The organism is Bradyrhizobium sp. LB14.3 (assembly GCF_040547985.1).
Taxonomy (GTDB): Bacteria; Pseudomonadota; Alphaproteobacteria; order Rhizobiales; family Xanthobacteraceae; genus Bradyrhizobium.
In genome coordinates this window covers 365,467-389,691 of the sequence record NZ_JBEPQT010000002.1, presented here as the reverse complement: position 1 = coordinate 389,691, position 24,225 = coordinate 365,467, and the positions used below count along the sequence as shown (strand labels likewise).

At 64.6% G+C, this 24,225-nt stretch carries 26 protein-coding genes; 8 read left to right on the top strand and 18 right to left on the bottom strand.

What is annotated here, in order from left to right:
• Positions 1–91 precede the first annotated feature (91 nt).
• From ABIB00_RS05585 to ABIB00_RS05570, 4 genes are read left to right on the top strand one after another with little or no spacing between them, the layout of a single operon-like run.
• Positions 92–745 (top strand): tetratricopeptide repeat protein, encoded by a 654-nt coding sequence (locus ABIB00_RS05585; protein WP_354103652.1) that lies wholly within the window; start codon positions 92–94, stop codon positions 743–745.
• A 30-nt stretch (positions 746–775) separates the two neighbouring features.
• Positions 776–1,324, top strand: coding sequence for a hypothetical protein (locus ABIB00_RS05580; protein ID WP_247446962.1), 549 nt, complete (start codon positions 776–778; stop codon positions 1,322–1,324).
• A 49-nt stretch (positions 1,325–1,373) separates the two neighbouring features.
• Entirely contained in the window at positions 1,374–2,756 is a 1,383-nt protein-coding gene (gene der / locus ABIB00_RS05575; protein WP_247446963.1) for a ribosome biogenesis GTPase Der, read from the top strand.
• Positions 2,753–4,009, top strand: a complete 1,257-nt coding sequence (locus ABIB00_RS05570) for a TCR/Tet family MFS transporter (protein ID WP_247446964.1) — start codon at positions 2,753–2,755, stop codon at positions 4,007–4,009. Before der ends, ABIB00_RS05570 begins: the two co-directional genes overlap by 4 nt.
• 201 nt (positions 4,010–4,210) lie before the next feature.
• Here the strand turns inward: ABIB00_RS05570 and ABIB00_RS05565 are convergent, their stop codons facing one another.
• The 6 genes from ABIB00_RS05565 to radA form a co-directional block, all read right to left on the bottom strand.
• The gene (locus ABIB00_RS05565) at positions 4,211–5,437 is read right to left on the bottom strand and encodes an ABC transporter substrate-binding protein (RefSeq protein WP_247446965.1); all 1,227 of its coding nucleotides are present in this window, start codon (positions 5,435–5,437) and stop codon (positions 4,211–4,213) included.
• 170 nt (positions 5,438–5,607) lie between these two features.
• Positions 5,608–6,756, bottom strand: coding sequence for an NHL repeat-containing protein (locus ABIB00_RS05560; RefSeq protein ID WP_354103651.1), 1,149 nt, complete (start codon positions 6,754–6,756; stop codon positions 5,608–5,610).
• Between the two features lie 78 nt (positions 6,757–6,834).
• Complete coding sequence (locus ABIB00_RS05555; protein WP_247346230.1) at positions 6,835–7,575, bottom strand: SDR family NAD(P)-dependent oxidoreductase; 741 nt, start codon at positions 7,573–7,575, stop codon at positions 6,835–6,837.
• Positions 7,576–7,719: 144 nt separating this feature from the next.
• Positions 7,720–9,225 (bottom strand): amidophosphoribosyltransferase, encoded by a 1,506-nt coding sequence (purF, locus tag ABIB00_RS05550; RefSeq protein ID WP_354103650.1) that lies wholly within the window; start codon positions 9,223–9,225, stop codon positions 7,720–7,722.
• A gap of 28 nt (positions 9,226–9,253) precedes the next feature.
• Positions 9,254–9,883, bottom strand: a complete 630-nt coding sequence (locus ABIB00_RS05545; RefSeq protein ID WP_247346236.1) for a CvpA family protein — start codon at positions 9,881–9,883, stop codon at positions 9,254–9,256.
• 165 nt (positions 9,884–10,048) lie between these two features.
• Entirely contained in the window at positions 10,049–11,494 is a 1,446-nt protein-coding gene (gene radA / locus ABIB00_RS05540; RefSeq protein ID WP_354103649.1) for a DNA repair protein RadA, read from the bottom strand.
• 230 nt (positions 11,495–11,724) lie between these two features.
• Between radA and ABIB00_RS05535 the strand changes: the two genes are divergently transcribed.
• Positions 11,725–11,910: a hypothetical protein gene (locus ABIB00_RS05535; protein WP_354046904.1), complete on the top strand. Its 186-nt coding sequence runs from the start codon at positions 11,725–11,727 to the stop codon at positions 11,908–11,910.
• Between the two features lie 11 nt (positions 11,911–11,921).
• Here the strand turns inward: ABIB00_RS05535 and ABIB00_RS05530 are convergent, their stop codons facing one another.
• From ABIB00_RS05530 to ABIB00_RS05490, 9 genes are all read right to left on the bottom strand, one after another.
• The gene (locus ABIB00_RS05530) at positions 11,922–12,647 is read right to left on the bottom strand and encodes a sulfite exporter TauE/SafE family protein (RefSeq protein WP_354103648.1); all 726 of its coding nucleotides are present in this window, start codon (positions 12,645–12,647) and stop codon (positions 11,922–11,924) included.
• A 44-nt stretch (positions 12,648–12,691) separates the two neighbouring features.
• A complete protein-coding gene (locus ABIB00_RS05525) occupies positions 12,692–13,609 on the bottom strand; it encodes a ribokinase (protein ID WP_354103647.1) in 918 nt (305 codons plus the stop codon).
• A 14-nt stretch (positions 13,610–13,623) separates the two neighbouring features.
• Complete coding sequence (gene rpiB, locus ABIB00_RS05520) at positions 13,624–14,070, bottom strand: ribose 5-phosphate isomerase B (RefSeq protein ID WP_247346250.1); 447 nt, start codon at positions 14,068–14,070, stop codon at positions 13,624–13,626.
• Between the two features lie 67 nt (positions 14,071–14,137).
• The gene (locus ABIB00_RS05515; protein WP_354103646.1) at positions 14,138–14,935 is read right to left on the bottom strand and encodes a transporter substrate-binding domain-containing protein; all 798 of its coding nucleotides are present in this window, start codon (positions 14,933–14,935) and stop codon (positions 14,138–14,140) included.
• A 20-nt stretch (positions 14,936–14,955) separates the two neighbouring features.
• Complete coding sequence (locus ABIB00_RS05510; protein ID WP_354103645.1) at positions 14,956–15,714, bottom strand: amino acid ABC transporter ATP-binding protein; 759 nt, start codon at positions 15,712–15,714, stop codon at positions 14,956–14,958.
• A 1-nt stretch (position 15,715) separates the two neighbouring features.
• On the bottom strand, positions 15,716–16,384 hold the full coding sequence (locus ABIB00_RS05505; protein WP_247446971.1) for an amino acid ABC transporter permease: 669 nt from the start codon (positions 16,382–16,384) through the stop codon (positions 15,716–15,718).
• Between the two features lie 7 nt (positions 16,385–16,391).
• On the bottom strand, positions 16,392–17,075 hold the full coding sequence (locus ABIB00_RS05500) for an amino acid ABC transporter permease (protein WP_247346263.1): 684 nt from the start codon (positions 17,073–17,075) through the stop codon (positions 16,392–16,394).
• Positions 17,076–17,085: 10 nt separating this feature from the next.
• Complete coding sequence (locus ABIB00_RS05495) at positions 17,086–18,075, bottom strand: NAD(P)-dependent oxidoreductase (RefSeq protein WP_354103860.1); 990 nt, start codon at positions 18,073–18,075, stop codon at positions 17,086–17,088.
• Positions 18,021–18,761 (bottom strand): FadR/GntR family transcriptional regulator, encoded by a 741-nt coding sequence (locus ABIB00_RS05490; RefSeq protein WP_247346266.1) that lies wholly within the window; start codon positions 18,759–18,761, stop codon positions 18,021–18,023. Before ABIB00_RS05490 ends, ABIB00_RS05495 begins: the two co-directional genes overlap by 55 nt.
• A gap of 177 nt (positions 18,762–18,938) precedes the next feature.
• On the opposite strand from ABIB00_RS05490, the gene ABIB00_RS05485 reads away from it, so the two are divergent.
• Entirely contained in the window at positions 18,939–19,256 is a 318-nt protein-coding gene (locus tag ABIB00_RS05485; protein ID WP_354103644.1) for a hypothetical protein, read from the top strand.
• 75 nt (positions 19,257–19,331) lie between these two features.
• On the top strand, positions 19,332–19,700 hold the full coding sequence (locus ABIB00_RS05480; protein ID WP_354103643.1) for a GFA family protein: 369 nt from the start codon (positions 19,332–19,334) through the stop codon (positions 19,698–19,700).
• 107 nt (positions 19,701–19,807) lie between these two features.
• Here ABIB00_RS05480 and ABIB00_RS05475 read toward each other — a convergent pair whose 3' ends face one another.
• Entirely contained in the window at positions 19,808–20,578 is a 771-nt protein-coding gene (locus tag ABIB00_RS05475) for an exodeoxyribonuclease III (protein ID WP_354103642.1), read from the bottom strand.
• A 41-nt stretch (positions 20,579–20,619) separates the two neighbouring features.
• Between ABIB00_RS05475 and ABIB00_RS05470 the strand changes: the two genes are divergently transcribed.
• On the top strand, positions 20,620–20,838 hold the full coding sequence (locus tag ABIB00_RS05470) for a cysteine rich repeat-containing protein (protein ID WP_247446976.1): 219 nt from the start codon (positions 20,620–20,622) through the stop codon (positions 20,836–20,838).
• 12 nt (positions 20,839–20,850) lie between these two features.
• On the opposite strand, the gene alr is transcribed toward ABIB00_RS05470, so the two are convergent.
• Together alr and ABIB00_RS05460 are read right to left on the bottom strand one after the other, a co-directional pair.
• Positions 20,851–22,128, bottom strand: a complete 1,278-nt coding sequence (alr, locus tag ABIB00_RS05465) for an alanine racemase (protein ID WP_354103859.1) — start codon at positions 22,126–22,128, stop codon at positions 20,851–20,853.
• 74 nt (positions 22,129–22,202) lie between these two features.
• Complete coding sequence (locus ABIB00_RS05460) at positions 22,203–23,711, bottom strand: replicative DNA helicase (protein ID WP_354103641.1); 1,509 nt, start codon at positions 23,709–23,711, stop codon at positions 22,203–22,205.
• Positions 23,712–24,225 lie beyond the last annotated feature (514 nt).

The window sequence follows — 24,225 nt, the reverse complement described above, 5'->3', positions numbered from 1 at the left end:
ATCGTTAGGCTACCTCGCCGCCACGTGGGGACGGGATTCCTGACGCGAACGCTTTGGCGCGCGCACCCGGACGGGCATGGGATTAGCATAAGTGTCTGAATTATTTGACGAAGTCAACGAGGAAGTACGTCGCGAACAGCTCAAGAAGCTGTGGGATAAGTATTCGATCTTCTTCATCGCCCTGATGGTGCTGATCGTTGCCGCCGTGGGTGGCTGGCGCGGTTACCAATATCTGGAGGCCCAGAAGGCCGCCGAGGCCGGTGCCGCCTTCGAGAAGGCCGCTGAGCTGTCCGAGCAGGACAAGCACGCGGAGGCCGAAGCGGCCTTCACCGAACTCGCCGCCAAGGCTCCATCGGGCTATCGCACACTGGCGCGCCTGCGTGCGGCAGCCGAGACGGCGGCCCGCGATCCCAAGGCGGCCGCCAAGCTGTATGACGACATTGCCGCCGACCGCAGCGTGCGCGGTGAGTGGCAGGATCTGGCGAAGCTCCGCGCGGCCGGCCTCCTGCTCGACAGCGCCGGCTATGCCGACATGCAGCAGCGGCTGGAAGCCTCCGCCGCGCCCAAATCGACCTTCCGTCACAGTGCCCGCGAGATGCTGGCGCTGTCGGCCTGGCGCAACAACGACATGACTGCGGCCCGCAAATGGCTCGATGCGATCGCTGAGGACGGCGAAACGCCGCCCGGCCTGCGCTCACGCGCCGAGGCCCTGCAGGCGCTGCTGCCGCCCGTCGCCAAAAGCTGACGGCCCCGAGAGCTGAGACGAGATACCGATATGCGCCGCACGCCACGCTTGATCGCAGCCGCCGTCCTGATCGCCTTCACGGGCGTCCTGGGCGGTTGCTCCAGCTTCGATCCGAGCGACATGCTCGACTTCCTCGATACCAAGAAGAAGCTGCCGGGCGACCGCAAGCCGGTGTTCCCGGAAGGTGTGCCGGGCCTCGAGCAGGGCGTGCCGAAAGACATGTACAAGGGCGCCCAGCAACAGCCCGATCCGAACGCGCCTGCCGTTGCGGCCTTGCCTGTGGAGCCTCAGCCCGAGCCGGCCAAGCCGGCGAAGGGAGCCAAGGCGAAAAAGACCAGGCAGCCGGCCGCCGCAGCAGTCGCGCCGGCTGAGGCGCCCGCCGGCGAAGTCGATGGCGAGGCCCAGCCGGAGGCGGCGCCCGCGGCCGCTCCGCCGCCCAGGCAGAAGATCGTGCGCAAGCGCACCACCGCGCCGCCGCCCGATCAACCCGTCCAGCAGGCGCAACCGACCCAGACCACCCAGCAGCAATCGCAGGGCGCCTTCCCGGCGCCGATGCCGAGCGGCAGCTTCTCGCGCTAATTGCTTCATTTCATTGACAGGCGCAGCTCCGGCAGCGCACGAATGACCGATGTCCTATACAATTGCCATTATCGGCCGACCCAATGTCGGCAAGTCGACGCTGTTCAACCGCCTGGTCGGGCAGAAGCTCGCGCTCGTCGATGACCTGCCGGGCGTCACCCGCGACCGCCGCGAGGGGGAGGCCAGGCTCGGCGACCTCGAGTTCACCATCATCGATACCGCAGGGCTCGACGAGGGCGCCAAGGGCTCGCTGACCGCGCGCATGCAGGAGCAGACGGAGGCAGCGATCGCACAGGCCGACGCGCTGTTCTTCGTGATCGATGCCCGTATCGGCCTCACGCCCAACGATCGCGCCTTCGCCGATTTCGCCCGCAAGGCCAACAAGCCGGTGCTGCTCGTCGCCAACAAGAGCGAGGGCAAGCATGGCGACGTCGGCGCGATGGAGTCCTTCGCGCTCGGCCTCGGCGATCCGATCCAGGTCTCGGCCGAGCACGGCGAGGGCATGGGTGAGCTCTACGACGCTCTGCGCCCGCTGATGCCGGAGCCGGTGGAGGACGATGAGCTCGAAGACGACGAGCCGCTGACCGAGGAAGAGGCCGCCACGCGCCCGATCCGGGTCGCCATCGTCGGCCGGCCCAACGCCGGCAAGTCGACGATGATCAATCATCTGCTCGGCGAGGAGCGCCTGCTGACGAGCGCGGAGGCCGGCACCACGCGCGATTCCATCGCGGTCGAGATCAACTGGAAGGGCCGCGATTTTCGCGTGTTCGACACGGCGGGTCTGCGCCGGCGCTCGCGGATCGAGGAGAAGCTCGAAAAGCTCTCGGTCGCCGACGCACTGCGCGCGGTGCGCTTTGCCGAAGTCGTCGTGATGATGATGGATGCGCAGAACCGCTTCGAGGAGCAGGATCTTCGCATCGCCGACCTGATCGAGCGCGAGGGCCGCGCTGTCGTGCTCGCCGTCAACAAATGGGACCTGATGGAGAGCAAGGGCGGCGGCGCGATCTCCGGCCTGCGCCGGGATGCCGACCATTTGTTGCCGCAGGTCAGGGGCGTGCCGATCGTCGCCGTCTCCGGTCTGATGGGCGAGGGCATTGACCGCCTGATGCAAGCGATCCAGGACGCCTACGCGCTCTGGAACAAACGCGTGTCGACATCATCGCTGAACCGCTGGTTCGAAGAGGCAGTCCAGGCCAATCCGCCGCCCGCCGTATCCGGCCGCAGGCTGAAGCTGAATTACATCACGCAGACCAAGGCCCGCCCGCCGAGCTTCGTGCTGTTCTGCTCGCGCGCGGACGCGGTGCCTCAGTCGTATATGCGCTATCTCACCAATTCGATGCGAGAGGCCTTCGAATTGCCGGGCACGCCGGTGCGCATCACCTTGCGCGAGAAGGCCAACCCCTTCGCCCACAAGCGCAAGCGGCTGTCGTGAGCGACGATGCCGGCGAGGCGATGGCGCAGAGCGCTGCGCCGGTCCGGCGCGGTGCGGTCGCCTTCATCTTCGTCACCATCCTGCTCGACATGCTCGCGCTCGGCGTGATCATGCCGATCCTGCCAAAGCTGATCGAGAGCTTCGTCGACAACGACACGGCGCACGCGGCCCGCATCTTCGGCCTGTTCGGCACTGCCTGGGCGCTGATGCAGTTCGTGTTCTCGCCGGTGCTCGGCGCGCTGTCGGATCGATTCGGGCGGCGGCCGGTGGTGCTGCTGTCGAATTTCGGGCTCGCGGCCGACTATGTGCTGATGGCGCTGGCGCCGTCGCTGGTCTGGCTGTTCGTCGGTCGCGTCATTTCCGGCATCACCTCGGCCAGTATCTCGACCGCCTTTGCCTATATTGCCGACATCACGCCGCCGGAGCGGCGCGCGGCGGTCTTCGGCAGGATTGGCGCTGCCTTCGGCGCCGGTTTCGTGCTGGGCCCGGCGCTGGGCGGTCTGCTCGGCGACATCGATCCGCGCCTGCCGTTCTGGGCCTCGGCAGCCCTGAGCCTTGCCAATGCACTCTATGGGCTGTTCGTGCTGCCGGAATCGCTGGCGCCGGAGAAGCGCTCGCCGTTCCACTGGACCAGCGCCAATCCGGTCGGCGCGCTGCGCCTGCTGCGTTCCAACGCGGTGCTCGCTGCGTTGTCCGTCGTCAACTTCATCGCGCAGGTCGCGCATGTCGTGCTGCCCTCGACCTTCGTGCTCTATGCCACCTATCGCTACGGCTGGGATTCGAAAACCGTGGGACTGACGCTGGCGATGGTCGGCATCTGCGCCATGGTGGTGCAGGGGCTCGCGATCGGCCCAATCGTGCGCGTGCTCGGCGAGCGGAACGCGTTGTTGATGGGCCTGTGCTGTGGCGCGGTCGGCTTCGTGATCTTCGGCGCGGCGCCGACCGGGCCGCTGTTCTGGCTCGGTATTCCCGTGATGTCGCTGTGGGGAATCTCGGGTGCCGCCATGCAGTCGCTGATGACGCGGCTCGTCGCGCCCCATCAGCAGGGACAGTTGCAGGGTGCGACCGCGAGCGTGCAAAGCGTGTCGCAGCTCGTCGGCCCGTTCCTGTTTACGCTGACGTTTTCATATTTCATCGGCGCCAGCGCGCCGTGGCAACTGCCCGGCGCGCCGTTCCTGCTCGCGGCGGTGCTGATGGTGGTGTGCGTGGCGATCGCGGTGCGGGCGCTGGCAGCGACGAAGACGGTCTCGTAGGGTGGGCAAAAGCGCTCTTGTGCCGTTCCCACCATCCTTCCTCGATCTCGAAAGAAACGGTGGGCACGCTCCGCTTTGCCCACCCTACGGCAGCTTTTCCGGAGCCAATAACGTAAATGCCCGGGACATCCAGCGCGAAGACGCGCTTCGCGCTTTTGCCCGGGCATGGCGTCGTTGAGAATTTGCGTGACCGCTACGCGGTTACTTCTTCACCAGCGGGCACTCGCTGTCCTTGAGCGGCTTGGCCGCGTCTTCCGCCGAGATCGTGGCGATCTGCTTATAATAGTCCCACGGCCCCTTCGACTCCTCGGGCTTCTTCACCTCGAACAGATAGGCGGGGATGAGGCGGCGGCCGTCGGCGCGCAGCGGGCCCTTGCCGAACAGCGGGTCGTCGGTCGGAAGCTCCTTCATCTTGGCGACAACCTTGGCGCCGTCATGCGGATTGCCGCCGAGCGCGTCCATTGCCTTGAGATAGTGCAGCACCATCGCGTAGTTGCCGGCCTGAGTCATCGACGGCATCGCGTTCTTGCTGGACAGTGCGGCGAAGCGCTTCGACCAGGCACGGGTCTGGTCGTTCATGTCCCAGTAAAAGGACTCGGTGAAGGTGAGGCCCTGCGCAGTCTTGAGTCCCAGCGAATGCACGTCGTTGATGAACAGCAGCAGTGCCGCGAGCTTCTGACCGCCGGCGACGATGCCGAATTCGGCCGCTTGCTTGATCGCGTTCGTGGTGTCGCCGCCGGCGTTGGCGAGGCCCACCACTTTGGCTTTGGACGATTGCGCCTGCAGCAGGAATGACGAGAAGTCCGAGCTGTTGATCGGATGCTTGACGCTGCCGAGCACCTTGCCGCCATTCGCGGTCACCACGGCCGTGGTGTCGCGTTCCAGCGCGTGACCAAAAGCATAATCGGCGGTAAGAAAGAACCAGGTGTCGCCGCCTGCCTTGGTCAGCGCCTTGCCGGTGCCGTTGGCGAGCATGTAGGTGTCGTAAGTATAGGAGATCGTGTTCGGCGTGCAGGCCTTGCCGGTCAGGTCGGCTGAAGCGGCGCCGGAATTCAGCAGCACTGCGTTCTTTTCCTTGACGAGGTTGCTGACTGCCAGCGCCACGCCGGAGTTCGGTGTATCGGCGATCGCATCGACCTTCTCGTTGTCGATCCACTGCCGGGCGATATTGACGCCGACGTCGGGCTTGTTCTGGTGATCGCCGCTCAGCACGTCGATCTTCCAGCCCTTCTTGAGCAGCCCGGAATCCTCGACCGCCATCTTGATCGCGACCACAGAGTTCGGGCCGCCGATGTCGGCATAGAGGCTCGACATGTCGTTCAACACGCCGATCTTTACTGTCTTGTCCTGCGCGTATGCGGACGTTGCAAAACCGAAGGCGGCACAGGCCAGAAGCGCCGCAGACCGGCGCGTTAACGTCATCGTCATAAAAGGTTTCCTCCATTGTCGAACATGCGGACAGCCCTCTTGAATGGGAGCCTTGTTCCGGCTGATGGCTCTACCGTCTCCCACGGCCGGCGGCAATGCGCCTAAAGCCGGATGGCGCTGCGTCGTAGCGTCATCCGTCGGTTAACTTTTGGGCAAAATGCGTCGAGACGCTATTTCAGCGCGTCCGACGTCAGCTTGAATTTCTGGATGCGCTTTCCGGTGTCGACCTCGGCGGTATAGACGTTACCCTTGGCGTCGACCGCCATGGCGTGCACCCAGTGGAATTGTCCGGCATTGCGGCCGTTGTGCCCGAAGCTGCCGACCACGCTGCCGTCCTCGCGCTTGATGACCCTGATCTCGTTGTTTTCGCCGTCGGCGCTGAGCAGCCAGGTCTGCTTCGGATCGGGCCAGATCGCGATGTCCCACACGGCGCCGTTGCCGAGCGTGTTCTTTTCGAAGAAGAACTCCTTTACGAAGGTGCCGTCCTTCTTGAAGACCTGGATGCGGTTGTTGATGCGGTCGCAGACGTAGACGAGCCCGTCATTGGCGAGCTTCACGCAATGGACTGGGTTGCCGAATTGCTGCGACACTGGCGCCTTGGGATCATACGCTGCCTGCTTGGTGTCATCGGGCTTGTTGCCGTAGGCGCCCCAGTGCCGCTTGTAGGCGAGCGTGGTTGCGTCGAACACGATGACGCGGCGGTTGCCATAGCCATCGGCGACGTAGATTTCGTTCGTAGCCTTGTCGATCGCGGTCTCGGCGGGCTTGCCGAGCTGCGTCGTGTCGTTGCTGCCGAGGCTCGGCGCGATCTTGCCGATCTGGGCCACGAACTTGCCGTCGAGCGTGAACTTCAGGATCGCGTTGTCATTGTCGGCATTGCCGCCGACCCAGACGAAGCCGCGCTCGTCGACCTCGATGCCATGCTCGCGGCCGACCCATTCATAGCCTTCACCGGCACCGCCCCATGATCGTAGCAGGTTGCCGTCGGTGTCGAATTCGAGCACCGGCGGTGCTGAAACGCAGCATTTGGAACGCGGCGGGTTGAGGCTCGCGCCTTTCTCGTCATCGGTGAGCGAGCGCGGGCGATGGATCACCCAGATGTGGCCCTGCCAGTCGACGGTGATGCCGCCGACCTGGCCGAGGATCCAATTGTTCGGCAGCGGCTTCGGCCAGGAGGCATCGACCGCGAAGGCCGGAACATCGCCTGCTGTGGCAACGCTCGGAAGCGCGAATGCGATGGCAGCAATCAGGATGGCAAAGGCGTGTGAGACATTTGCGAGCGCACGCGTAACGCCTGCGCGATCATGCCGTGGCGCCATGGCGACCTCCCTTTATTGGCTTGCGGCTTGCTGCCGCTTGAGTGCGGGCAGTCAATCGCGGGGAGGCCGTCAAGTCAATCAGGCCGGCGAGCGGAAGCTCATCAGGCTGCGGGACTTGTAATCGTAGAACTTGCCGGTCTCGGTCCAGTCCGGCGCGCACATCGGCACGATGAATTCGGCGACCTGCTCGGACGTTTCCAGCGTCGCCGGGTCTTCGCCCGGCATCAGCGTGGCACGCATGCGGGTGCGGACCGGGCCGGGATTGAACAGATTGATGCGCAGCTTCGTATTTGCGGTCTCCTGCGCCCAGGCGCGCGCCAGCGTTTCCAGCGCGGCCTTGGAGGCGGCGTAGGGGCTGACATAGGCGGTGGCCTTGTTGGCCGCGCCCGAGGTGATGAACACCGCGCGGCCCGCGTCGGATTGCTTGAGCAGCGGCTCCATGCAGCGGATCAACTGGAAGTTCGCGGAGACGTTGACGGCCATCACGTCGTTGAAAGCCTTCAGCTCGATATGACCGACCGGCGAGGACGGGCCGAGCACCCCGGCATTGCCGACGAGGATGTCGAGCTTGCCGTAGCGTTCGTGCAGGCCGGCGCCGAGCCGCGCGATGCCGTCGGAATCGGTGAGGTTGAGCGGCACCAGCGTTGCGCTGCCGCCGTCCTGGCGGATCTCATCGTCAAGCTCTTCCAACCCGCCCTGCGTGCGCGCGACCGCCACGATATGCGCGCCGGCCTTCGCGAGCGCCTTGGCCGTGGCGAAGCCGATGCCGCGCGAGGCGCCGGTGACGAGAGCGATGCGGTTGGCGAGGGGATTTGTCATTGAAAGGTTCTATCCAGCGTCGTCCTGGCGAAAGCCAGGACCCATACGCCGTGACGTTTATGGCTAGGGAAGATGATTGTCACACCTTCTTCGAAGCAGAGAGGCCTGTGGTAATGGGTCTTGGCTTTCGCCAGGACGACCAGCCTAGCTCGCCTCCGCCAGCAGCGACAATTGTCGCGGCTGCTGCTCGGTCTGGGTCTGATCGGTGAGGTGGGTCGGATACGCCCCGGTGAAGCAATGATCAGAGAATTTTGGATTGGCGGGGTCGCGGCCAGGCTCGCCCATCGCGCGGTACATGCCGTCGATCGACAGGAAGGCGAGCGAGTCGGCGCCCATGATCTCGCGCATCTCCTCCAGCGAATGCGTCGCGGCCAGCAGGCCGCCGCGGTCCGGCAGGTCAATGCCGTAATAGTCGGGATAGAGGATCGGCGGCGAGGCGAGGCGGAAATGCACTTCCTTGGCGCCCGCGTCGCGCATCATGCGCACGATCTTCTTCGAGGTGGTGCCGCGCACCAGCGAGTCGTCGATCAGGATGATGCGCTTGCCTTCGATCGCGGCGCGGTTGGCCGAATGCTTCATGCGCACGCCGGATTCCCGGATCGCCTGCGTCGGCTGGATGAAGGTGCGGCCGACATAATGGTTGCGGATGATACCGAGCTCGAACGGCACGCCGGAATGCTGGCTGTAGCCGACCGCGGCGGGCACGCCGGAATCCGGCACCGGCACGACGACGTCGACCGGGACGTGGCTCTCGCGCGCGAGCTGCGCGCCAAAGGCCTTGCGCACCTCGTAGACCGAGCGGCCGTGAACGATGGAATCGGGACGGGAGAAGTAGATGTATTCGAAGATGCAGGGACGCGGCGCGATCGGCGGGAACGGCTTGTGAATGTCCTTCCCGTTCTCGTCGAACACGATGACCTCGCCGGGCTCGATGTCGCGGACGAAGCGCGCACCGATGATGTCGAGTGCGCAGGTCTCCGAGGTCAGGATCGGGCAGCCGTCGAGGTCGCCGAGCACCAGCGGACGGATGCCGCGCGGATCGCGCGCGCCGACCAGCTTCTTGTTGGTCAGCGAGACCAGCGCATAGGCGCCCTCGATCTCGCGCAACGCGTCGACATAGCGCTCGATGAAGCGGCTGCGCCTGGAGCGCGCGACCAGATGCAGGATCACTTCGGTGTCGGTGGTCGACTGCATCATTGCGCCGCTCTTCACCAGCTCGCGGCGCAGTGTCAGGCCGTTGGTGAGGTTACCGTTGTGGGCGACCGCAAGGCCGCCGGCATTCAATTCGGCGAACAGGGGCTGCACGTTGCGCAGGATGGTCGCGCCGGTGGTGGAATAGCGGACATGGCCGACCGCCATGTTGCCGGGCAGGCGGTCGATCACCTCGCGGCGGGAAAACGTGTCGCCGACGAGGCCGAGGCGGCGTTCGGAATGAAAGCGGCTGCCGTCATAGGAGACGATGCCGGCGGCTTCCTGACCGCGGTGCTGAAGGGCATGGAGGCCGAGCGCCGTGATGGCGGCGGCATCGGGGTGGCCATAGATGCCGAAGACGCCGCATTCCTCGCGCAGCGTATCCCCTTCCAGATCGTCCTGAAGCACTAGCGCGGCCGGGCCGAGATCAAGTAGGGCGTCCTGGTCAGGATTTCGCATCTCGTCCGAGCCTCTCTTTAGGGCTTAATCAACGCGCCGCGGGTTTCTCGATCAGTTTTTTAAGGCCGTCACGAGCCGGTTTGCTGTATCCGTCGCCATTGCCCGAAGGCTGCTGCTCGGAATCAGTCTGCTCATCATCTGGTTTGTTTTTCTTGAATCTCTTCAAGATGGTGTTCTCGGGGTCGTCAGGCAAGAGGGCCATCAGCCAATCGCCGGTTCCCTGGAGCACAACGCGGGACTTGGCCCCCGTGACCCAGTCCGGGCGCTGCTTGTCCGGCACCAGCCAGGTGAAGAACAGGAAGGCGACCACGACGATCAAAAGCCCGCGAGCCAGCCCGAACAGGAAGCCGAGGGTGCGGTCCAGCGCGCCGATGCGCGAATCGAGGATCATGTCGGAGATCCGGACCGTGATCACGGAGACCACGACCAGGGTGCCAACGAACACGCCGGCGACCACGACCACGCTCGCGACGGTATCGTTGTTGAAATAGGTCTTGGCGGTCGGCAGCAGCTTCGAGAATGAATAAAGGGTGACGATCGCCGCCGTGCCCCACGCCGCGATCGACAGGATTTCGCGCATGAAACCGCGAACCATGGCGAGCAGGCCCGAGATCAGCATCACACCGAGCAGGATCAGGTCGAGGATGGTTACTGGCATCGGCTGGTCTGGTCCGCTCGTACTTCAAAGGTGCTCAGCGAATCGGTGTTTGCCGCCGCCCTAAGTGAGGGCCAGACGACGTTTCCGGCAAGGCCGCAACCACGCAATCCCATGCTGCTTTTGTGACGGCTGTATAGCGGCGGGGACGGGGAACGTCACCTCCGCCTAACCCTCTCCACGGCGGAATCTTGCCGGTGTGGCATTTTTCTCTGCCGGCGAGCTCGAGTCGCCCCGGCGGGAGCCGCGGGCGGCGATTTCGGCGACCAACGTCGTCAGGCTGTTGATCGCGTTCAGCGATAGTCCGGCATCGCCGCTGGCTTCGCCCCGGGCCGATTCGGGCAGCACGGCGCGCTGAAAGCCGAGTTTTGCCGCTTCCTTCAGCCGGGCCGGGGTCTGCGCCACCGGGCGGACCACGCCGGACAGCGAAATCTCGCCGAAATAGACCGCATCGGTGGGTAATTGTGCATTAACCAGAGAGGACACGAGCGCGGCCGCGGCGGCCAGATCGGCCGCCGGCTCGTGGATGCGCAGCCCGCCCGCAACGTTCAGATAGACGTCGTGGCCGGACAGCTTGACCCCGCAATGGGCCTCCAGCACCGCCAGCACCATCGACAGCCGGCTCGGATCCCAGCCGACCACGGCCCGGCGCGGGGTGCCGAGCGAGGTCGGGGCCACCAGCGCCTGCAATTCGACCAGGACGGGCCTGGTGCCCTCGATGCCCGCGAAGACTGCGGTGCCCGGCGTGCCGAGATCGCGCTCGGACAGGAATAGCTCCGAGGGGTTGGTGACCTCGCGCAGGCCGAGCCCGGTCATCTCGAACACGCCGATCTCGTCGGTCGGCCCGAAACGGTTCTTCACGGCGCGCAGGATGCGGAATTGCTGCGAGCCTTCGCCCTCGAACGACAGCACGGCATCGACCATGTGCTCGACCACGCGGGGGCCGGCAATCTGGCCGTCCTTGGTGACATGGCCGACCAGAATGATAGCCGCGCCGGTCTTCTTGGCGAACCGGATCAGCGCCTGCGCCGAGGCGCGCACCTGGGTGACTGTGCCGGGCGCGGATTCCACCGTGTCGGTCCACATGGTCTGGATCGAATCGATCACGATGAGCCGCGGCACCGCACCTTCCGACAGGGTCGAGACGATGTCTTCGACCGACGTCTCGGCGGCGAGCTGCACGGGCGCGTCCGATAGCCCGAGCCGCTCCGCGCGCAGCCGCACCTGCGCGACCGCCTCTTCGCCCGAGATGTACACGATGCGATGCCCAGCGCGTGCCATCAGGCTGGTTGCTTGTGTCAGCAGCGTCGACTTGCCGATGCCGGGATCGCCGCCGACCAGAAGCACCGAGCCGCGGACGAAACCGCCGCCGGTGACGCGGTCTAGCTCCGTCATGCCTGAGGACAGGCGCGGGGCGTCCTGGGTTTTTCCGGACAGGCTTTCGAGCGTGAACGTCCGGCCCTTGCGCTTGGAGCGGATCGACACCGGTACGCTGCTGGTCGCGTCCTCCTCGGCGAGCGTATTCCACTCGCCGCAGGACTCGCACTTGCCCTGCCAGCGGTTATAGGCCGCGCCGCAGTTCTGACAGACGAAGGAAAGCGTGTTCTTAGCCATGGGGACAGCGAGTCCAAGGGTTGCAGGTTTGCTGATAGCACGGAATGACGGGTCGAGAGAGCAGACCGGCCGAATCCCGAATATCGCAATTCAGCGCGCCTGATACACGCTTTGTTAGCTCTGTGTCGCCGCACCGCCGCGCCAAAAGCTCAAGACCTGGCTCGGCGACATCACGACGGATCTTCGGACGGTGGGCGCGCGGATGGCCAATGCCCTGATCGGTGCGGCGCGTGCCGATCGAGCGCGCCGAGCAGGCCAAGGCCATGCGCGAGATGGGCGTGACGCTCGGGCAGGGCTTTCTCTATCACCGGCCGCAGCCGCTCGCGGCCGTGTTGCTATGGCTCGAGGAACAACCGGCCCAAGAGAGCCGCGTCCTCGAGGATAGCCCGTCGATCGCGCCCGAATTTGCCGCCTGAGCGCAGCGCGGCTACGGCTGCGCCGCATTCCACAGCATGGAAAGGCCGGCCGCGATCATGATCGCGTCCATCACCACGCGGAACATTTCGGGCTTCAGATGCAGCACGAAGCGCTTGGCGATGAAGGCGCCGGCCATCAACGAAGATCCTGCGACCAGGCCTTTGACGAACACATCGCCGGTGAGCGCGCCGAAACGTTCGAAGGTCACGGACTTTGCGAAATAGAGGCCGAGCGAAGAAGCCGCCTCGGTGGCAAGGAAGGCGCCCCTGGACAAGCCGTAGAACAAAAACAGCGGCACGCTGAGCGGGCCGGTGGAGACGACGATGCCGGTGAGATAGCCGATGAGGGCCCCGCCGATGGCGAGATGCCAGAGATTGGCCTTGAGATCGTGCCGCGCCAGCCAGTGCCGCACCGGCACCATCGCGATCAGAAAGAGGCCGATGGCAAGATCGACGGTGTGCGGGGGCAGCGCCAGCAGCGTCCGCGCGCCGAGCACCGCGGCCGGAATACCCGTGACCGAATAGGCCGCGCAGGCGCGCCAGTCCACTTCGCGCCACCAGGCTAAAATCCGCGAAAAATTCGCCATCACCGCGGCGACTGCCATGATCGGCACCGCTTCCTTCGGCCCATAGGCATAGACCAGCACCGGCATCAGCATGATCGACGACCCCGTGCCGACGATGCCCGAGATGGTGCCGGCGACGAGACCGACGGTGAGGACGAACAGGAAGGCCAAGGGAACTGCTCCGGGAATCGGAGCAGTGTAGCCGCGGAACGATGTCAGGCGAGAGAGGGAATCGCGGCCCGCATCGGCATGCCGGCCTGCGCGCCGCGCGTGAGGCACTTTTGGGCTGCCGCGTCGCACCCGACCTGGAGGGCGGTTTGCAATGGTGCCTTCTCGCTCAACATGGCCGCGAACGCGCCGACAAAAGTGTCGCCGGCGCCGGTCGTGTCCACCGGCGTGATGCGCGGGGCAGGGGCGCGCAGGCGGGTGTCATCGGCCGTGACGGCCAGCGCGCCTTGCGCACCGGCGGTGACGATGCAGGTGAGGTCCCCGGTCCTGGCGAGGTCGGCGGCTGCCGATTCGTAATCGGATGGAGCGAAGCCTATGGCCGCGGCCGCGTCCATAGCCTCATGCTCATTGACGAGGAGATAGTCGGTCACGGCGAGAAGCGCTGCAACCATATCGCGCGTCATCTGCTCCGGGACTGGCGCCAGGTTCCAAATGACGGTGCCGAATTCCGCTCTCGTCCTGCGTGCGGCCTCGAGCGCCTGCGCAAAGGGCACCTCCATCTGGAGCACCAGCACCGTGTCGGGACCGAATAGCCCCGCAGGGAGGTCACCGGCGCTCGTGGTCATGTTGGCGCCGCTGGCCACCGTGATCGCATTCTCGCCGGCATGGTCGACCGTGATGAAGGCGCAGCCGGTCGGCTCATCCGATCTGACGACGAGATCGGCATCAACATTGTTTGCCCGGAGGTTCTCGATCGCGCGATCGCCGAATCCGTCCCGTCCGATGCGGCCGGCCATCCGGACCTGTCCCGGTCCTGCGATCCGCGCGGCGGCCACGGCCTGATTGGCGCCCTTGCCGCCGAAATGCGTCTGGTAGGACGGCGCGAGCACCGTTCGGCCCGGCCCGGGAATGACCGGGACCGCCGCGACCAGATCGATATTGAGCGATCCGAACACCAGGATCATGGCGGTGAGGTCCGTCAGCCTTGCTCGTCCATGACGCGCAGCTTTTCCACGCGGCGGCGGAAATCCTCGTCAGTGGAGAATTCGGCGGAGAGGTACGACGAGACGAGATCCACGGCGAGCCAGGCGCCGACGATCTGCGCGCCGATGCACATGACGTTGACGTCGTCATGCTCGACGCTCTGATGGGCGGAATGGACGTCGTGGCAGACCGCGGCGCGGATGCCCTTCATCTTGTTGGCCGCGATCGAGGCACCGACGCCGGTGCCGCACACCATAATGCCGCGTGTGGCTTCGCCCGACGTGACCTTCTGGGCGACTGCGCGCGCGATGTCGGGAAAGTCCACCGGCTTGTCGTCATGGGAGCCGACGTCGAGAACGTCGTGGCCGAGGCTGCGGATGTGGTCGATAACGGTCTGCTTGAGCGGCCAGCCGGCGTGGTCTGATCCGATGACGAGACGCATGTGATGTCCTTCTTGATTTTGCATTGGTCGTGACAGCCGCAAGCGGCTGCCACGATTTTCCGTAGTTTCAGCTACGCATGTCGGGCGGCAGATCGACGCCGTGGAATTTCTTGTAGATCGCGTTGAGCTTGCCGTTCTTGACGTTCTCGGTGATCCAGGCGTTGAGCTTGTCCATCAGGCGCTGCTCGCCCTTCTTCAAGCCAATAGCGAGGTCGAAGGTAGCAAGCGGAATCTTGGACTCGAAGATGCGGGCCGGATTCTTCACCCCGATCTGGTTGATGATCGTCGCGGAGGTGCCGACGCAATCGACCTGGCCGGAGACCGCCGCCGTCACTTCCGTGGCGTCGTCGTCATAGCGGGCGATCTTCAGTTCCTTGTCCTTCATGTTCGACAAGGTGGTGTCCTGCGTGGTGCCGCGCGAGACGCCGATCGTCTTGTCCTTCAGGTCGGGCCAGTCCTTGACGTTGAGCGACTTGATGCAGCCGACGTCGGATTGCAGCGTCGCGTAGCGCTTGGTGAAGTCGATGACCTTGGCGCGCTCGGGCGTCACCGAGAGCGTCGAAATGATGATGTCGGCCTTGCCGGTCAGGACGTTGGGGATGCGCGTTGCGCCGGTGGTCTGGATGAATTCGAGCTCGAATCCCCAGTCCTTGGCAAGCAGCTGCGCCACTTCGACGTCGGAGCCGGTCGGCTTCATGCTGGCATCCATCATGCCCGAGGGCGGAATGGCGACGTCCGTCGAGATGCGGATCTTCTTCGCCTGCATGATCTCGTCGAGCAAATCGGCCGCCGACGCCGGGCCGGCTGCGATCAACATGAGACAACACGCCGAAACGGCTGCGCCCAGAAATGTCCTCTTTGTCATCCTTGGTTCTCCTCTCCCTGTTATGATTTCAAGTTTCCTGTGCCGACGAATTGCGTCAGCTCCGGCGTCGTTGGCGACGTCAGGATCGAGGCGGGTCCGGTCTCATGAACCTTGCCGCGATGCATGAAGACGATCCGGTCGGCGATGCCCTTGGCAAAACCCATCTCGTGGGTGACCATCACCATGGTCATGCCGTCCGCCGCCAACTGTTCGATCACCTTCAGCACTTCGCCGGTGAGCTCGGGATCGAGCGCGGAGGTGACTTCGTCGAACAGCATGACTTTCGGCTGCATTGCGAGCGAGCGGGCGATCGCCGCGCGCTGCTGCTGGCCGCCCGAAAGCTGCTCGGGGTAGGCGTGCAGCTTCTCCTCGAGCCCGACCTGCGCAAGCACTTTCCGCGCCAGGTCTTTGGCCTCGCCTTTGGCAAGGCTCTTCACGGCGCAAGGCGCGAGCGTGATGTTCTGCTCGATCGTGAGATGGGGAAACAGATTGTAGCTCTGGAAGACGATGCCGACGTCCTGGCGTAGCGCGCGCAGATCGACGTCCGGACGGTCGACCCGATGACCGCACACCACGATCTCGCCGCCGTCGACCTTCTCGAAGCGGTCGATACAGCGAAGCGCCGTGCTCTTGCCGGAGCCGGAACGGCCAATCAGCGCCAGCACCTCACCGCGCTCGACGAAGAAGGAGACGCCATCGAGGACCCGGAGCGGGCCAAAGCTCTTCTGCACGTCGCGAAGCGACACGACCGGTTCGGAGGAGGTGGGTTTTTGTTGCATGTCAGGCTGGCGCGAGGTTGGACCTGCCACGCCCCATCCGCCGTTCCAGCCTCTGGCTGAACAGGGAGAGGGGATAGCACATGGCGAAGTAGGTGACGGCAATGATGGCGTAGATGGCAAACGGCTCGAACAGGGAGTTGTTGACGATCTGGCCCGAGCGCATCAGCTCGACGAATCCGACGACGGAGGCGAGCGAGGTGTTCTTGACGATCTGCACCATGAAGCCGACGGTGGGCGGCGTGGCGATGCGGATCGCCTGCGGCAGGATCACCTTCATCATGCGCTGGGTGCGGCTCAGCGCGAGGCCCTCGGCAGCCTCCCATTGCGGCTTCGGCACGGACTGGATGCAGCCGCGCCAGATCTCGCCGAGATAAGCGGCGACATAGAGCGTGAGCGAGGCGCCGGCGGCCGCGAGCGGCGAGACCTTGAGGCCGATGGCGGCAAGGCCGAAATAGCCGAGGAACAGGATGACAAGCAGCGGTGTGCCCTGAATGAGCTGGACATAAACGGCACTGGCGATCCGCACCGATTTGAGCGGCGAGATTCGCGCCAGCGCGATCACGAAGCCGACGATGCCGCCGCCGATCAGCGCGATCACCGATAGACCAATGGTCCACAACGCGCCCTGACCGAGGAATATCAGATGGTTGATGTTCAGATGTCCGCCCATGGTCATCTCACAACGGTGTGCCGAGCCGGCGACGGCGCGGAAACAGTACGAGGCCGAGGCCCCAGAAGCCCGCGCGCATCACCAGCGACAGGATGATGTAGAGGACCGCGACGATGATGTAGGTCTCGAACGCGCGGTAAGTATCCGACTGGATGTAGTTGGCGACTGCGGTGAGTTCTTCCGCCGAGATCTGCGAGCAGACCGAGGAGGCCAGCATCAACAGCACGAACTGGCTGGTCAGCGCCGGATAGACCTTCTCGATCGCGGGCAGCAGGATGATATGCCAGTAGATCTGGAGGCGCGACAGCGCCAGCCCCTCGGCCGCCTCGATCTGTCCGCGCGGGATCGCCTCGAAACCGGCGCGCATGATCTCGGCGGTATAGGCGCCGACATTGATCGTCAGCGCGGCCACCGCCACGGTGAAGGCGGAGAATTTCAGCCCGAGGCTGGCGAGGCCAAAATAGACCAGGAAGATCTGCACCAGCAGCGGCGTATTGCGGATGGCCTCGACATAGATCTTGCAGGCGGCTGCGATCAGGGCACTGTGCGCGCCGCGCCCGACCGCCGCGAGCGTGCCAAGGACGGCGCCGCAGACCGTCGAAAAGGCCGCCAGCTCCAGCGTGAGGACGGCGCCGGCAAGGAAACTCGGCCAACGCTCCAGCACTGCGGGAAAGTCGAGTTGGAGGCTCATCGTATCAGGGTCAGCCGGTGGTCTGGTTGGTCATGCGGTCGTAGACGCGGAACAGCGCCTGGTTGCCGTTGTTGCCTTCGCCGTGGGCGCGCGCATCGACATATTGGCTGGTGACGAGCGCGGTGCCGGGCAGCGGCACGCTCAGCGCCTGCGCCTGCTCTTGCACCAGGCGGAGGTCCTTGAGCTGCAGATCGATCCGAAAGCCGGCGGAGACGTCGCCCGCGATCATCGCGGGGCCGAGCTTGTCGAGCATCCAGGATGCGGCGGAGCCACCGAGCAGCACGCGGCGCAGCAGATCGAGATCGAGGCCAGAAGCGCGACCGAGCGCCAGCGCCTCGCAGATCGCCTGGATGTTGATGCCGCAGATGAGCTGATTGCAGAGTTTTACGGTCTGGCCGGCGCCGGCCGCCCCGACATGCGTGATGGTCGTGCCCATCGCGCGGAAGAACGGCTCGGCTTTGGCAAATGCTTCGGCGTCGCCGCCGGCCATGATCGAGAGCGCGGCGTTCCTCGCGCCGAGCGGGCCGCCCGAGACCGGCGCATCGATGAAGCTGACGCCGGCCTTTTGCAGGTCTGCATGGATGCGGCGGACGGTGACCGGCGAGATCGTGCTCATGTCGACGATGAGCTCGCCTGATGGTGGCGACTTCAACAGCCCATGCTCGCCGTAAATGGTCGCCTCGACATGGGGCGTGTCGGGCAGCATGGTGATGACGACATCGGCGGCTTGCGCGGCCTCGGCCGGACTTTTGGCGCGAACCGCGCCTTCCTTGACGATGTCGGCGACAGCAGCCTCATTGAGGTCGAAGGCGCGCACCGCGTGCCCGGCCTTCAAGAGGTTGCGCACCATCTCCAGGCCCATCGTGCCGATGCCGATGAAGCCGACGCTGCCCTTGTCGTTCCGTCCCATGTTATCAGTCCGTTTCTTGTTTCGTCTGTCTGCGGTCAGCGCGAGGCGCTGGTCTTGTCCAAGTCGCCGACGACGGCGCGTCTGCGGAATTCGTCTCCAATGGCAAAATGCTTGCGCAGCGTTGCGTCCGCGCGCTCCGGATCGCGCGCGATCACAGCTTCAAAGATGCGGCGGTGGTCGTCGATCAGATAGGTCTTCATGGACGGGAAGGCCTGCACCAGTTCGCGGCGACTGCGATGCGAATGCGTCAACAGGCCGGCCATCGAGCCATGGAGGACGGTCAGGGTTTCCGAGCGTGAAGCCATCACGATCGTGCGGTGGAAATCGAAGTCGGCTTTACCGCCACCATCCGCCTCGTCGATCGTTTCCTCGATTTTCGCAAGTGCGCGCTGGAGCCGCTCGTAATCGGCAATGTTTGCGCGCTCGCAGGCAAGCCGGATCGCCTGGCACTCGATCGCGACGCGCGCCTGCATGACGTCGTCGAGCATGTCCGCTTGCTGGGCGAGCGCGAAGGTGAAGAAGTCGTTCAGCACGGAGACGTCCGGCCGCGTCACCACGGTGCCGACGCGGTCGCGGATCTCGACGATGCCGAGCACGGTGAGGGCGCGCAGCGCCTCGCGCACGATTGGCCGGCTGACGCCGAGAAGGCTCGCGAGCTCACGCTCGGAGATCAGGCGATCGCCGGGCTTGAGCGAGCCTGCAAGCAGCCGTTCGCGCAAGAAGGCGAACACCTTCTCAAAGCCCTTTTCGCCTTCGGCCGCGCGCTTGAGTTCCATCCCTGTCTCTTTTGGTCTGATCTTGGTAAGACCAGTAGGATGACCAGAATGATGCGTCAAGCGCCTTGGTTAACCTCCGGTGTCGCAGGCACCGCCAATCCGAGCCGTTCGCCGGCCCGATCCTTAGAATTTGAAGCGTATTGATCGGAGCGTTCGCTTGAGAATTTGAGGTCCGCGATGCCCGACCATCATTCCTTCTCCGTGCTCGATCGCCATGCGGTGTTGAGCGGATCCGATGACGGTTTCCCCTGGTACGCGGGCGCGATGCTTGCGGTCGAGGCGAGTGATGTGATGCGCTTGCGCTACGAAAAACTCAGCCAGGGCAACGAGGCCGCCGGGCGGGAGGCCGTGCTGATGGTGAGCGAGAAGATCGCAGCTGCCTTCGAGACGGCAGCTAGCCTGCTTGCCGGGGCGACGCCGGCAGTGATTGTCCAGCGCTATCGCGAGCATGTGGCCGCGAATGCCAAGCGGTTGTCCGCGAGCGAGGCTCCGTGACGGGCCGCGCTGCTGACAGCATGTTGGCAGCAGGGTCCGGCTACGACCATCTCCTGACAAAACGGAGAGCGGGTCATGCCGATCGAGGCAAGCTGTCATTGCGGTGAGACGGTGTTCGAGGTGGCGGAGGCGCCCTCGAGCGTGACCCGCTGCACCTGTTCGCTCTGTGCCAAGCGCGGCGCGTTGTGGGCCTATTACACGCCGACGCAGTTTCGGCTGCTGTCGCCGCCGGAGAATGTCACGACCTATCTCTGGGGCAGCCGCACGGTCAAACATCATTTCTGCGCGAGCTGCGGCTGCGGCACCTATTCGGAGTCGCCGGACTGGTCGACTGGCAAGCCCGATTTCGACAATCCCAAGGTCGGCGTCAACGCGCGCCTGTTCGACGATTTCGACCTGGAGGCCGTGCCGGTGAACATGATCGACGGCAAGAATTTGTGGTGAGCATGCGCTCTCAGGCATATCTGCCGCACGGTCTGTCCACCATTCCTCACCAACGCAAGCGGCAGTGGTGGGCACGCTTCGCTTTGCCGCCTTACGAGTTCGTTCATTTATTTCAGCACGACCCACGCCGGCGCGTGATCGCTGGCGCCATCCTCGCCGCGAACCTTCTTGTCCACGCCCGCTTTAGCCAGGCGTGAGACGAGGGCGGGGCTGAGCAGGACATGATCGAGCCGCAGGCCCGCATCGCGCGGCCAGCGGTTTCGCTTGTAATCCCAGAAGGTGTAGATGCGTTGCTCCGGGTGCAGTTCACGGATCGCGTCACACCAGCCTTGTGCCACCAGCGAGCCGAAGGCCGCGCGGCTCTTCGGCTGGATCAAGGCATCGTTGTCCCACGAGCGCGTCGGATAGATGTCGATCTCATCAGGCGCAACGTTATAGTCGCCGGCGAGCACCACGGGCAGGTCCTGCTTGATGAAAGTTTTGGCGTGGCGCTTGAGCCGCGCGAACCAGTCGAGCTTGTACTCGAATTTCGGTCCCGGCTGCGGATTGCCGTTCGGCAGGTAGATGCTGGTGACGATGACACCGCTTACGGCGGCCTCGATGTAGCGGGCTTCGAGATCGGCAGGCTTTCCCGGCAAGCGATCGCGGATGAGAATGGGCTCGGCATTGCGAGCGAGGATGGCGACGCCATTCCAGGTCTTTTGTCCACACCACACTGCGCCGTAACCGGCCTTTTCGATGGCGGCCGCCGGAAATTCGCCATCACTTGCCTTCAATTCTTGAAGCGCAACGACATCAGGTTTCGCCGTTCGCATCCATGCCAACAGATTGGGCAGGCGGCGATTGATGTTGTTGATGTTGAATGTCGCAATCTTCATGTAGAGCTGACCGCTTCTTACGTTCCGACACCGGAGATACAATGTCCAAGTTGAACTTTGCCGCCATCGCATTGCTCGTCGCATTCTCCGGAGCGACTTCGGCACAATCCTCCGATCCGCGCGGCGCGTGCAAGGCGGACTACGATAAATTCTGCGCCGGCCTCGCACCGGGCGGGGGCATCGTCGCCTGCCTCAACGGCAAGCGCGATCAGCTCAGCGCAACCTGCAGGACGGCGCTGGACAGCAGGAAAAAGAAGTAAGCAGCGAGCTGCTCAGCTCGGCAGCGGCGGCGGGTTCGCGGGCCGCTCGACCGGCGGCGGGGAGGGCAGTTGCTCTGCCATGGTCGCGGGAGCCGGCTTTGCCAGCGGCTCCACCACATTGCCGCCCTTGTAGATTCGCGCGTAGCGGTGGCCGAGGCTGGTCAGCACCTCATAGCCGATCGTGCCGAAATGATGGGCGAGCTCGTCGACGGTGATGCCCTCGCCAAGCAGCGTCACCATGTGGCCGCGCCGCGCCGCGTTCGGCGGCAAGTCCGTGATGTCGATCGCGATCAGGTCCATCGAGACGCGGCCCGCGACGGGGCAGCGCTTGCCGGCGACGATGACCTCGGCGCCGCGGGTGCCGTCATTGGAGCTTGCGGCGCGGAAATAGCCGTCGGCATAACCGACTGCGATGATCGCCAGTTTCGTCGGCCGCCGTGCGGTCCAGGTGCCGCCATAGCCGACGCTTTCGCCGCGCTCGACGCTGCGGATCTGCACGATGCGGGCCTTGAGGTCGACCACCGGCTGCATCGGATTGTCGGCCTCCGGCGTCGGGTTGACGCCGTAGAGCGCGGCGCCCGGCCGCACCATGTCGAACTGGAAAGGTGCGCCGAGGAAGACGCCGGAGGAATTGGCGAGCGCGGCGGGCACGCCAGAGAATTCGCTGGCGATACCGCGGAAGGCCGCGAGTTGCTTGGCGTTCGCTGGGTTGTTGAGCTGCTCGGCCGAGACCAGATGACTCATCACCAGCGTGATGCCGTGGTCGCCGGCATTGATGCGCGGGATGATGGCGTGCGCTTCCGCAAGCGTCAGGCCAAGCCGGTTCATGCCGGTGTCGATGTGAACAGCCGCGCCACCGGTCCAGCCGGTTCGGCGGCAGAACACGTCCCATTCGGCAAGCTCGTTGAGATCGCCGATCACGGGGCGGCAGTTGATTTGGGCGTAGTGCTCGCCGGTGTTCTGGAAATAGCCGCCGAGCACGTAGATCGTAGGCTCCGGCACGGCTGCTCGCACCTTGCGCGCTTCCTCGATGGTGGCGACGAAGAAGGTCTTGCAACCGGCCTTGTTCAGGGCACGCGCAACCTGCTCGGCACCGCAGCCATAGGCGTCGGCCTTGATCACCGCCGAGCATTCGGCTGGCACCGCGGTCTTCTCGAGCTTGCGCCAGTTGGCGATGATGGCGTCAAGGTCGACGGTGAGCACGCCGCCGAAGGCAGCGAGCGTGGCAGTTTGATTGGCCTCCGCGGAGAGAAGGCCGGATTGCGGGATCATTTTCGGGTCGGACGCCATTGTCATGACGCCGTTTTACGCAAGAGACCGCTGCGGTTCAACCCAAGGAACCAACAAGGAACCGAACGAGGAGCCTAGTAGTCGCCGCCACCGCGGTCCGGCACCTGACTGTCCGGCGCAAGGTCGCCAAATCGTGTGATCGAAGCTTCAAAGGCCAGATCGACGGTGCCGGTCGGGCCGTGGCGCTGCTTGCCGATGATGACTTCGGCCTTGCCATGCGCAAGATCCATGTCCAGGCGCCATTTTTCGTGCTCGGGTGTGCCCGGGCGCGGCTCCTTGTTTCCGAGGTAATATTCCTCGCGGTAGACGAACAGAACGACGTCGGCGTCCTGCTCGATCGAGCCGGATTCGCGCAGATCTGAGAGCTGCGGCCGCTTGTCGTCGCGCGACTCCACCTGGCGCGAGAGCTGCGAGAGCGCGATCACGGGCACGCTCAGTTCCTTGGCCAGGGCCTTCAGACTTGTCGTGATCTCGGTGATTTCCTGCACGCGGTTTTCGCTGCGCTTGCCCGAGCCTGACAAGAGCTGGATGTAGTCGATGACGATGAGGTCGAGGCCCTTCTGCCGTTTCAGCCGGCGGGCGCGCGCCATCAGCTGCGAGATCGAGAGGCCGCCGGTCTCGTCGACATAGAAGGGCAGCGATTGCAGCTCGATCGAAACCTCGCGGATACTCTCAAAATCGGCTTCCGAGATGCCGCCGCGGCGGATGTGGGAGGAGGGAATGCCGGTGCGCTCGGCGACGATACGCGTGGCGAGCTGGTCGGCCGACATTTCGCAGGAGAAGAAGCCGATGACGCCGCCATGGGCGGCCTTCGTGGTGCCGTCGGCCTGCAGTTCCGGAACATAGGCCCGGGCGACATTATAGGCGATGTTGGTTGCAAGCGACGTCTTGCCCATGCCGGGGCGGCCGGCGACGATGATGAGGTCGGAGTGCTGCAAGCCGCCCATCTTGGTGTCGAGGTCGCGCAGGCCCGTCGAGATGCCGGACAGCTTTCCGTCGCGCTGGAACGCTTTCGCGGCGAGATCGACCGCGAGCGTTAGCGCCTGCGAGAATTTCTGGAAGCCGCCGTCGTAGCGGCCGGACTCGGCGAGCTCGTAGAGGCGGCGTTCGGCGTCCTCGATCTGCGCCCGCGGCGCGAAGTCGACCGGGGCGTCATAGGCGACATTGACCATGTCCTCGCCGATGCCGATCAGATCGCGGCGCAATGCCAGGTCGTAGATGGTGCGCCCATAATCCTGCGCATTGATGATGGTGGTCGCTTCGGCGGCGAGCCGCGCCAGATATTGCCCGATGGTCATGCCGCCGACATCGGTGTCGGCGGGCAGGAAGGTCTTCAGCGTGACGGGCGTCGCGATCTTGCCCATCCGGATCAGGCTCGAGGCGGTCTCGAAGATGGTCTGGTGCAGCGGCTCGAAGTAATGCTTCGGCTCCAGGAAGTCGGAGACGCGGTAAAATGCGTCGTTGTTGACCAGGATCGCGCCCAGAAGGCTCTGTTCCGCTTCGATATTATGCGGCGCGCTCCGATAGGCGGGAGTTCCGGATTCCGGCGCGAGCTTGAGAACGTTCGAATCAGTCAGGGCCATGGTCGAGCGATAGCAATTTTCTGGGGCGGATGCGGGGCCGGGATAAAGCGCCGCCTCAGCGCAAAGCGGAAGCAAAAGCTCGCCGCTATCAACCGATCATTAAAATGGTGGATGATTGGCCGCCGCAGTGCGCGCCGCGCTTGACGGATTTTCGCTGAATCAGGTCGCGGCGCAGGAAGCGACCGCGCCACGGAAAACTCCGGATGAAGTGAACCTAATGGGTTGGCGGGCAGACCTATCGAGACGCGCGCGAAATGACGCACGCTGGGAGCTTTCGGCTCGGTTCAGACCAGCAGAAGGTAGACCAGTGCAACCAGGGCCGCCCCGACGCCGGTAGCGATCAGGGCGTAATCGGTGCGGAGGTCGTCCTGCACGTCGAATGAGGTTTGGGTCTCTTTGCTCATGGCGACGGTCTAGGCCAGGGCCGGCGGGACTTATGTGAAGCAGATCACATCTCCCCGGATTCTTTCGGGGGTACGGCCGGAACAGGCGAGCGGGCGGGGGGTTGTCTCCC

What these genes read in the sequence shown, in the direction of transcription:
- alr (WP_354103859.1), bottom strand. Translation starts at nt 22,128, where the DNA reads ATGGCGTCCGACCCGAAAATGATCCCGCAATCCGGCCTTCTCTCCGCG.
- purF (WP_354103650.1), bottom strand. Translation starts at nt 9,225, where the DNA reads ATGCGAAATCCTGACCAGGACGCCCTACTTGATCTCGGCCCGGCCGCG.
- ABIB00_RS05485 (WP_354103644.1), top strand. Translation starts at nt 18,939, where the DNA reads ATGCCCGACCATCATTCCTTCTCCGTGCTCGATCGCCATGCGGTGTTG.
- rpiB (WP_247346250.1), bottom strand. Translation starts at nt 14,070, where the DNA reads ATGCGTCTCGTCATCGGATCAGACCACGCCGGCTGGCCGCTCAAGCAG.
- ABIB00_RS05560 (WP_354103651.1), bottom strand. Translation starts at nt 6,756, where the DNA reads ATGGCGCCACGGCATGATCGCGCAGGCGTTACGCGTGCGCTCGCAAAT.
- ABIB00_RS05470 (WP_247446976.1), top strand. Translation starts at nt 20,620, where the DNA reads ATGTCCAAGTTGAACTTTGCCGCCATCGCATTGCTCGTCGCATTCTCC.
- der (WP_247446963.1), top strand. Translation starts at nt 1,374, where the DNA reads ATGTCCTATACAATTGCCATTATCGGCCGACCCAATGTCGGCAAGTCG.
- ABIB00_RS05460 (WP_354103641.1), bottom strand. Translation starts at nt 23,711, where the DNA reads ATGGCCCTGACTGATTCGAACGTTCTCAAGCTCGCGCCGGAATCCGGA.
- ABIB00_RS05490 (WP_247346266.1), bottom strand. Translation starts at nt 18,761, where the DNA reads ATGGAACTCAAGCGCGCGGCCGAAGGCGAAAAGGGCTTTGAGAAGGTG.
- ABIB00_RS05525 (WP_354103647.1), bottom strand. Translation starts at nt 13,609, where the DNA reads ATGATCCTGGTGTTCGGATCGCTCAATATCGATCTGGTCGCGGCGGTC.
- ABIB00_RS05545 (WP_247346236.1), bottom strand. Translation starts at nt 9,883, where the DNA reads ATGCCAGTAACCATCCTCGACCTGATCCTGCTCGGTGTGATGCTGATC.
- ABIB00_RS05480 (WP_354103643.1), top strand. Translation starts at nt 19,332, where the DNA reads ATGCCGATCGAGGCAAGCTGTCATTGCGGTGAGACGGTGTTCGAGGTG.
- ABIB00_RS05475 (WP_354103642.1), bottom strand. Translation starts at nt 20,578, where the DNA reads ATGAAGATTGCGACATTCAACATCAACAACATCAATCGCCGCCTGCCC.
- ABIB00_RS05565 (WP_247446965.1), bottom strand. Translation starts at nt 5,437, where the DNA reads ATGACGATGACGTTAACGCGCCGGTCTGCGGCGCTTCTGGCCTGTGCC.
- ABIB00_RS05500 (WP_247346263.1), bottom strand. Translation starts at nt 17,075, where the DNA reads ATGAGCCTCCAACTCGACTTTCCCGCAGTGCTGGAGCGTTGGCCGAGT.
- ABIB00_RS05515 (WP_354103646.1), bottom strand. Translation starts at nt 14,935, where the DNA reads ATGACAAAGAGGACATTTCTGGGCGCAGCCGTTTCGGCGTGTTGTCTC.
- radA (WP_354103649.1), bottom strand. Translation starts at nt 11,494, where the DNA reads ATGGCTAAGAACACGCTTTCCTTCGTCTGTCAGAACTGCGGCGCGGCC.
- ABIB00_RS05555 (WP_247346230.1), bottom strand. Translation starts at nt 7,575, where the DNA reads ATGACAAATCCCCTCGCCAACCGCATCGCTCTCGTCACCGGCGCCTCG.
- ABIB00_RS05510 (WP_354103645.1), bottom strand. Translation starts at nt 15,714, where the DNA reads ATGCAACAAAAACCCACCTCCTCCGAACCGGTCGTGTCGCTTCGCGAC.
- ABIB00_RS05505 (WP_247446971.1), bottom strand. Translation starts at nt 16,384, where the DNA reads ATGGGCGGACATCTGAACATCAACCATCTGATATTCCTCGGTCAGGGC.
- ABIB00_RS05580 (WP_247446962.1), top strand. Translation starts at nt 776, where the DNA reads ATGCGCCGCACGCCACGCTTGATCGCAGCCGCCGTCCTGATCGCCTTC.